This is a genomic window from Streptomyces sp. AC602_WCS936 (genome assembly GCF_019049125.1).
In the GTDB taxonomy this organism is placed as follows: Bacteria; Actinomycetota; Actinomycetes; order Streptomycetales; family Streptomycetaceae; genus Streptomyces.
Genome location: NZ_JAGMUF010000127.1, coordinates 100,542 through 107,687 on the forward strand (window position 1 = coordinate 100,542; position 7,146 = coordinate 107,687).

The 7,146-nt window shown below is 73.0% G+C and carries 9 protein-coding genes; all 9 read left to right on the forward strand.

From position 1 onward, the window contains the following. Window positions 1-260 precede the first annotated feature (260 nt). Window positions 261-731 carry a cupin domain-containing protein gene (locus KUM03_RS34785; protein ID WP_217254556.1) on the forward strand — a complete coding sequence of 157 codons (471 nt, stop codon included), beginning with the start codon at window positions 261-263 and terminating at the stop codon, window positions 729-731. Then, the gene (locus KUM03_RS34790; RefSeq protein WP_217254557.1) at window positions 728-1,999 is read left to right on the forward strand and encodes a beta-ketoacyl synthase; all 1,272 of its coding nucleotides are present in this window, start codon (window positions 728-730) and stop codon (window positions 1,997-1,999) included. The genes KUM03_RS34785 and KUM03_RS34790 overlap by 4 nt, the downstream gene beginning before the upstream one ends. Then, a complete protein-coding gene (locus tag KUM03_RS34795; protein WP_217254558.1) occupies window positions 1,996-3,276 on the forward strand; it encodes a ketosynthase chain-length factor in 1,281 nt (426 codons plus the stop codon). Before KUM03_RS34790 ends, KUM03_RS34795 begins: the two co-directional genes overlap by 4 nt. Window positions 3,277-3,369: 93 nt before the next feature. Then, window positions 3,370-3,639 (forward strand): acyl carrier protein, encoded by a 270-nt coding sequence (locus KUM03_RS34800; protein WP_019326889.1) that lies wholly within the window; start codon window positions 3,370-3,372, stop codon window positions 3,637-3,639. Between the two features lies 1 nt (window position 3,640). Further along, complete coding sequence (locus tag KUM03_RS34805) at window positions 3,641-4,120, forward strand: SRPBCC family protein (RefSeq protein WP_100046658.1); 480 nt, start codon at window positions 3,641-3,643, stop codon at window positions 4,118-4,120. Between the two features lie 22 nt (window positions 4,121-4,142). Beyond that, entirely contained in the window at window positions 4,143-4,478 is a 336-nt protein-coding gene (locus tag KUM03_RS34810) for a TcmI family type II polyketide cyclase (RefSeq protein ID WP_073724198.1), read from the forward strand. A gap of 291 nt (window positions 4,479-4,769) precedes the next feature. Beyond that, window positions 4,770-5,693: a DUF3152 domain-containing protein gene (locus tag KUM03_RS34815; protein WP_217254559.1), complete on the forward strand. Its 924-nt coding sequence runs from the start codon at window positions 4,770-4,772 to the stop codon at window positions 5,691-5,693. Between the two features lie 52 nt (window positions 5,694-5,745). Beyond that, window positions 5,746-6,180 (forward strand): PPOX class F420-dependent oxidoreductase, encoded by a 435-nt coding sequence (locus tag KUM03_RS34820; protein ID WP_217254560.1) that lies wholly within the window; start codon window positions 5,746-5,748, stop codon window positions 6,178-6,180. A 124-nt stretch (window positions 6,181-6,304) separates the two neighbouring features. After that, the gene (locus tag KUM03_RS34825) at window positions 6,305-7,051 is read left to right on the forward strand and encodes a DUF4142 domain-containing protein (protein ID WP_217254561.1); all 747 of its coding nucleotides are present in this window, start codon (window positions 6,305-6,307) and stop codon (window positions 7,049-7,051) included. Window positions 7,052-7,146: the final 95 nt, after the last annotated feature.

The window sequence follows — 7,146 nt, forward strand, 5'->3', positions numbered from 1 at the left end:
GGCCCCGCGACCGACGTGACCCGCCCTCCGCGACCGACCCCCGCGAACCGCCCCTCCGCGAACCGACCCGCGCGAACCGCCCCGCGACCCACCCCGGCAGCCGACCCGGGCCCGACGACGCGCCCACCACTGCCACAGCTGCCACGGACCACGAACCACGAACCACGGACCACGGACCACGGACCACGGACCACGGACCACGGACGCACGCACGGTCGCCCCGACCTCCCCACCGCCTCCCCTCACCCGGAGTGAACGACATGACAGACCAGCAGGTACGCATCGTCTCCCTCGGCGACATCGCGCCGAACCGCCGCCGCGGCGGAGACCTCCGCGCCCTCCTCACGCCCACCACCGCCGGGTCCACCAGCGGCTTCATGGGCGTGGCCATCGTGCAGCCGGGCGAGCGCATCGCCGAGCACTACCACCCGTACTCCGAGGAGTTCGTGTACGTCACGGACGGCGCGCTGGAGGTGGACCTGGACGGTGTGCCGCACGCCCTCGGCACCGGGCAGGGTCTGCTGATCCCGCAGGACATGCGCCACCGCTTCCGCAACACGGGGGACACCGAGGCCCGGCTCGTCTTCCACCTGGGTCCGCTGGCGCCGCGGCCGGAGGTCGGGCACGTCGACACCGAGGACGCGGCGGGCAACCCGCTGCCGCTCCCGGATCACGCGGGCTGCGCCGGGCACGAGCGCCCCGCCGCCGCTGCGGCCGAGGCGGTGTCATGACCCGGCGTCGGGTCGCCGTCACGGGCATAGGCGTCGTCGCCCCGGGCGGGATCGGCGTGCCCCAGTTCTGGGGGCTGCTGTCCGACGGCCGTACGGCGACGCGCCGCATCTCCCTGTTCGACCCCGCCGGGCTGCGCTCGCAGATCGCCGCCGAGTGCGACTTCGAGCCGCTGGAACACGGGCTGGACCTCGCCACGGTCCAGCGCAGCGACCGGTACGTGCAGTTCGCGCTGGCCGCCGCCGCCGAGGCGGTGGGCGACGCGGGCCTCGACATGGCGCGGGAGGACCCCTGGCGGGCCGGTGCCACGCTGGGCACGGCGGTCGGCGGCACGACCCGGCTGGAGCACGACTACGTGCTGGTCAGCGAGCGCGGCTCGCGCTGGGACGTGGACGGCCGGCGGGCCGAGCCGCACCTGGAGCGGGCCTTCACCCCGGCCACCCTCTCCTCCGCGGTCGCCGAGGAGTTCGGCGTGCGCGGGCCGGTGCAGACCGTGTCCACCGGGTGCACCTCCGGCCTGGACGCGGTGGGGTACGCCTACCACGCCGTCGCCGAGGGCCGGGTCGACGTGTGTCTGGCGGGCGCGGCGGACTCGCCGATATCGCCGATCACCATGGCCTGCTTCGACGCCATCAAGGCGACCTCCCCCAACAACGACGACCCCGCGCACGCCTCCCGGCCCTTCGACGCCGACCGCAACGGCTTCGTCATGGGCGAGGGCGCCGCGGTGCTCGTACTGGAGGACCTGGAGCACGCCCGGGCCCGCGGTGCGCACGTGTACTGCGAGATCTCCGGCTACGCCACCTTCGGCAACGCCTACCACATGACCGGGCTCACCAAGGAGGGCCTGGAGATGGCGCGGGCCATCGACACGGCGCTGGACATGGCCGGGCTGGACGGGTCCGCCATCGACTACGTCAACGCGCACGGTTCCGGCACCCAGCAGAACGACCGGCACGAGACCGCGGCCGTCAAACGCTCGCTGGGCGAGCACGCCTACGCGACGCCGATGAGCTCGATCAAGTCCATGGTGGGCCACTCGCTCGGCGCGATCGGCTCCATAGAGCTGGCCGCGTGCGTGCTCGCGATGCACCACCAGGTGGTGCCGCCCACGGCCAACTACACGACCCCCGACCCCGAGTGCGACCTGGACTACGTGCCGCGTGAGGCACGGGAGCGGACGCTGCGGCACGTGCTGTCGGTGGGCAGCGGCTTCGGCGGCTTCCAGTCCGCGGTCGTGCTGAGCGGTACGGAAGGAGGGCTGCGATGAGCGGACCACAACGGACCGGGCACCGTACGCAGGACGGAAGCAGGCGTGCCGTCGTCACCGGCCTCGGCGTGGTGTCCCCGCACGGCATCGGTGCCGAGGCGCACTGGAAGGCCGTCGCCGACGGCGCCAGCGTCCTCGGGCCCGTCACCCGCGAGGGGTGCGAGCACCTGCCGTTGAAGGTGGCGGGCGAGGTGCGCGGCTTTGACGCGGCCGAGACGGTCGAGGGGCGGTACCTCGTCCAGACCGACCGGTTCACGCACTTCGCGCTGACGGCGACCGACCTGGCGCTGGAGGACGCCCGGTTCGGCCGGGCCGACGTCGAGTCGCCGTACTCGGTCGGGGTGGTCACCGCGGCCGGTTCGGGCGGTGGCGAGTTCGGGCAGCGGGAGTTGCAGAACCTGTGGGGGCAGGGCTCGCGGTACGTCGGCCCGTACCAGTCGATCGCCTGGTTCTACGCGGCCAGCACCGGCCAGATCTCCATCCGCAACGACTTCAAGGGCCCGTGCGGGGTCGTCGCCGCCGACGAGGCGGGCGGCCTGGACGCCCTGGCGCACGCGGCGCTGGCCGTGCGGGGCGGCACCGACACCGTGGTGTGCGGCGCGACGGAGGCTCCGCTCGCCCCGTACTCGATCGTCTGCCAGCTGGGCTACCCGGAGCTGAGCGCGGCCGGTGAACCCGACCGCGCCTACCGCCCGTTCACCGAGGAGGCCTGCGGGTTCGCGCCGGCCGAGGGCGGTGCCGTGCTGCTGGTCGAGGAGGAGCGGGCGGCGCTGGAGCGCGGGGCGGACGTGCGGGCGACGATCGCCGGGCACGCGGCGACCTTCACCGGGCCGTCCCGGTGGGCCGAGTCCCGGGAGGGGCTGGCGCGCGCGATCCAGGGCGCGCTGGCCGAGGCCGGGTGCCGGCCCGAGGAGGTGGACGTGGTGTTCGCCGACGCCCTCGGAGTCCCGGAGGCGGACCGGGCGGAGGCCCTGGCGCTGGCCGACGCGCTCGGCCCGCACGCGCGGCGGGTGCCGGTCACCGCGCCCAAGACCGGTACCGGACGGGCGTACTGCGCAGCCCCGGTGCTGGACGTGGCGACGGCGGTGCTCGCGATGGAGCACGGGCTGATCCCGCCGACCCCGCACGTGTCCGACGTCTGCCACGACCTGGCCCTGGTCACCGGCCGGGCCCGGCCCGCCGAGCCGCGTACGGCACTCGTCCTGGGCCGCGGGCTCATGGGCTCGAACGCGGCGCTCGTCCTGCGGCGGGGCGGCTCCGCACCGCTCACCGCTTGAGGACCGATCACCGCCTGAGGACCGACCGACCAACGCCAACCGAGTGAGCGCCCGTCCGAGGGCGGGCGCCACCCCGAGTGAAGGAGGACCCGCATGACCGACCAACTGGACTACCAGGTGACCGTCGAGGAGCTGTCGGCGCTGATGAAGCGCACCGCCGGCGTGCACGTCGATCCGGTCACCCTCCGGCAGCAGGCCGACGACGGCTTCGACACCTTCGGTCTGGACTCCCTCGGCCTGCTGGGCATCGTGGCCGAGTTGGAGAAGCGGTACGGGCTGGGCCTGCCGGAGCAGGCCGAGCGCTGCAAGACGCCCGCGGATTTCCTCGCGCTGGTCAACGGCGCCCTGAAGACGGGAGTGTGAGATGGCAGGCCACACCGACAACGAGATCTCCATCGCCGCGCCGATGGAGCTGGTCTGGGACATGACCAACGACATCGACAACTGGCCGCGGCTGTTCAGCGAGTACGCCTCCGTGGACGTACTGGAGCGCGACGGCGACCGGGTCACGTTCCGGCTCACCATGCACCCGGACAAGGACGGCAAGGTGTGGAGCTGGGTCTCCGAGCGGGTCGCGGACCCGACGACCCGCACCGTGCGCGCCCACCGGGTCGAGACCGGCCCCTTCCAGTACATGAACATCGTCTGGGAGTACGCGGAGACCGCGGACGGCACGCGGATGCGCTGGATCCAGGACTTCGCGATGAAGCCGGACGCGCCGGTGGACGACGCCTGGATGACGGACAACATCAACCGCAACTCGCGGACGCAGATGGCGCTGATCCGGGACCGGATCGAGCAGGCCGCGGGCGAGCGGCGGACCGCCGCGGTACTCGCCGACTGACACCGACGGAGGGCGTCTCCCCATGCACCACACCCTGATCGTCGCCCGGATGGCCCCGGGGGCGGCACCGGACATCGCGAAGGTGTTCGCCGAGTCCGACAGCGGCGAGCTGCCCCACCTGGTGGGCGTCAACCGGCGCAGTCTCTTCGAGTTCGGTGACGGCGTGTACATGCACCTCATCGAGAGCGACGAGGACCCGGCCCCGGCGATCGGCCGGCTGACCGGGCATCCGGAGTTCCGCAGGGTCAGCGAGCGGCTGGAGCCGTACGTCTCGGCGTACGACCCGGCCACCTGGCGCGGCCCGAAGGACGCGATGGCGCGCTGCTTCTACCGCTGGGAGAGCGGCGCCGTCGGCTGACGGACCGGCGGTGGGCGCACCGCGCCGGGGCCGGCCGGCTCACGCCGGGCGGCCCCGGCGCACACGTGCGTGCCCGACCGGACACCTCCGGTCGCCCGTTCTCCTGTCCGCCGCTCGCGGACCGCCCGGACCGCCCGAAGGTTGCACCCCAGAACCGAACAGGCGTGTGAGAAGCCCCACTTCCGAGCCGGTGACGTTTCGACACGTCCTTCCGCTTTGATCATCGTGGCGACAAAAGCACAGCGGAGTCCACTGTGCGCGCCCCGCCGACCAGCAGAGAGGACGCACGTCGTGGGCCGATCCACCGCCCGCCAGACCCGCCGAAGAACGACGCCGGGCGGTGACCGGCGCGTCTCCCGCGCCCGCAGGAAGAGCCGCCGCCGGTCCGCCCGCCTGGTCCTGGGTGGCCTGACCTCCGGTGCCGTACTGCTCGCGGCGGGCGCCGCCGTCGCGCACTGGCAGCACACCCGGCCCACGGTGACCGACGACCAGGCGGCCGACGTCGCCGACGCGCTGGACGCCGCCGGGCGCACGGACGCCCCCGACGCCCCGTCCGGGACGCCGTCCGGGACGACCCCGAGCCCCTCCGCGTCGCCGTCCGTCAAGGCGTCCCCTTCGCCGTCGCCCTCCCCCTCCGTCATCGCCGTTCCCGCGACCGGTCCCGGCACCTTCGTCACCGCCGAGGCCGACGGCTCGACCGTGGGCGACGGCGGCCGCGTGCGCCGTTACAAGGTCCTGGTGGAGGAGGGCATCGACATCCGGACAAGCGCCGCCGCCGCCGAGATATCCGACGTGCTCGCCGACCGCCGCGGCTGGACCAGGGACGGGACCAACTCCTTCCGGCTGGTCAGCTCCGGCTCGTACGACTTCGTGGTGAAGATCGCCACGCCGGGCACCGTGGACGAGATCTGCGGCGCCTACGGCCTCAACACCCGGGGCGAGGTGAACTGCGCGGTCGGCACGGACGTCGTGGTGAACCTCAAGCGCTGGGTGCTGGGCTCGCCCCAGTTCGACGGACCGATCGGCGACTACCGGGCGCTGATCATCAACCACGAGGTCGGTCACCGCATCGGCCACGGCCACGAGACCTGCCCGGGCCCCGGCCTGCCCGCACCGGCGATGATGCAGCAGATCAAGGGCCTCAAGGGCTGCGTCGCCAACGCCTGGCCCTACGACCGGGACGGCGACTACCTCGGCGGGCCCTCGGTCGCCTGAGCGGCGGACGGTTCGGGGGACAGCGGGCGGGGTCGGGGGTGATGATCGGCCCATGACCACCACACCGCGTTTTGACCCCCGCGCCCTGCTGGCCGAGAGCCGGCTCGGCGTACTGGCGACGATCAAGGCGGACGGCCGCCCGCAGCTCTCCCCCGTCATGCCCGCCTACGACCCGGAGGCGGACGTCATCCGCGTCTCGACCCGCGACGGCCTCGCCAAGACGGCGAACCTGCGCCGGGACCCGCGGGCCGCCCTGGAGGTGACCGCCCCGGACGGCAGGTCCTGGGCCACCGCCGAGGGCGTCGCGACCCTCACCGGACCGGGCACCGACCCGCACGGCCCGGAGGTCGAGGCGCTGGTGGAGTACTACCGCGCCGCCGCCGGGGAGCACCCGGACTGGGACGAGTACCGGATGACGATGGTGTCCGACCGACGGGTGCTGCTCACCATCGCGGTCGAGCGCGTGTACGGGGCCGACATCGGCTGAACGGAACTTCCCGCGATTTCCTCGCGGCGGCGGTGAAAGATCCGCGCGCCGTTTCCGTACCTCCTGACGTACCCGTCCACGTCCATGGACGTGGACGAGACTCTCACGTCGCCCTGGAGGCATCATGCGGCTGTCCCGCAACAGGATCGGAGTCGTCGGCCTGTTCGGTGTGATGACCCTGACCCTCACCGCGCTGGCCTTCCCGGCCGTGCTCGGTCTGGACAAGGCCGACGGAAACCAGAACCGGGTCATCGCCAGTACGAAGTTCGGGCCGGTCACCGAGGCCGACCGGGACTTCGTGGTGAAGGTCCGGGCCGCCGGGCTGTGGGAGTACCCGCTGGGCGAGATGGTGATGGAGCGCGGCACGACGAAGGAGATGAAGACGGCCGGTGAGCATCTGGTCGTCGGGCACGCCGGGCTGGACGCGATGTGCCGGGAGATCTCACCGGAGCTGGGCATCACGCTGCCCAACCGGGCCTCCCCGCAGCAGGAGGGCTTCGTGGCGACGGTGGACGCCAAGAGCGGCAAGGAGTTCGACTCGTCGGCGGTGAACATCATGCGGGTGACGCACGGCCAGATCTTCCCGGCCATCGCCAAGATCCGGGCCACCACGAAGAACACGCTCGTGCGGCAGCTGGCAGACCTGGCCAACGACACCGTGCTGGACCACATCACGGTGCTGGAGAAGACGGGACTCGTCGAGTACGACAAGGTCACCTTCCAGCAGACAGGGCCGGCGAAGCTGCCGAGGGAGAAGGTCACCCCGCCCCCGCCCCAGCCGGGCGAGCGGGTGCTCGTGCTCAAGCCACGCCCCGACCTGAACGTGAACACCGCCTCACCGACGCCCACGCCCTCGCCTGCGGCTGGCTGAGCTGAGTGGTCGGGGGCCGGGGCGGCTGGGGCGGTTGGGGCGGTTGGGGGCTGGGGCGGCGAGGGGGGGCTGGGGCGGCCGGACGGTCGGGTGAC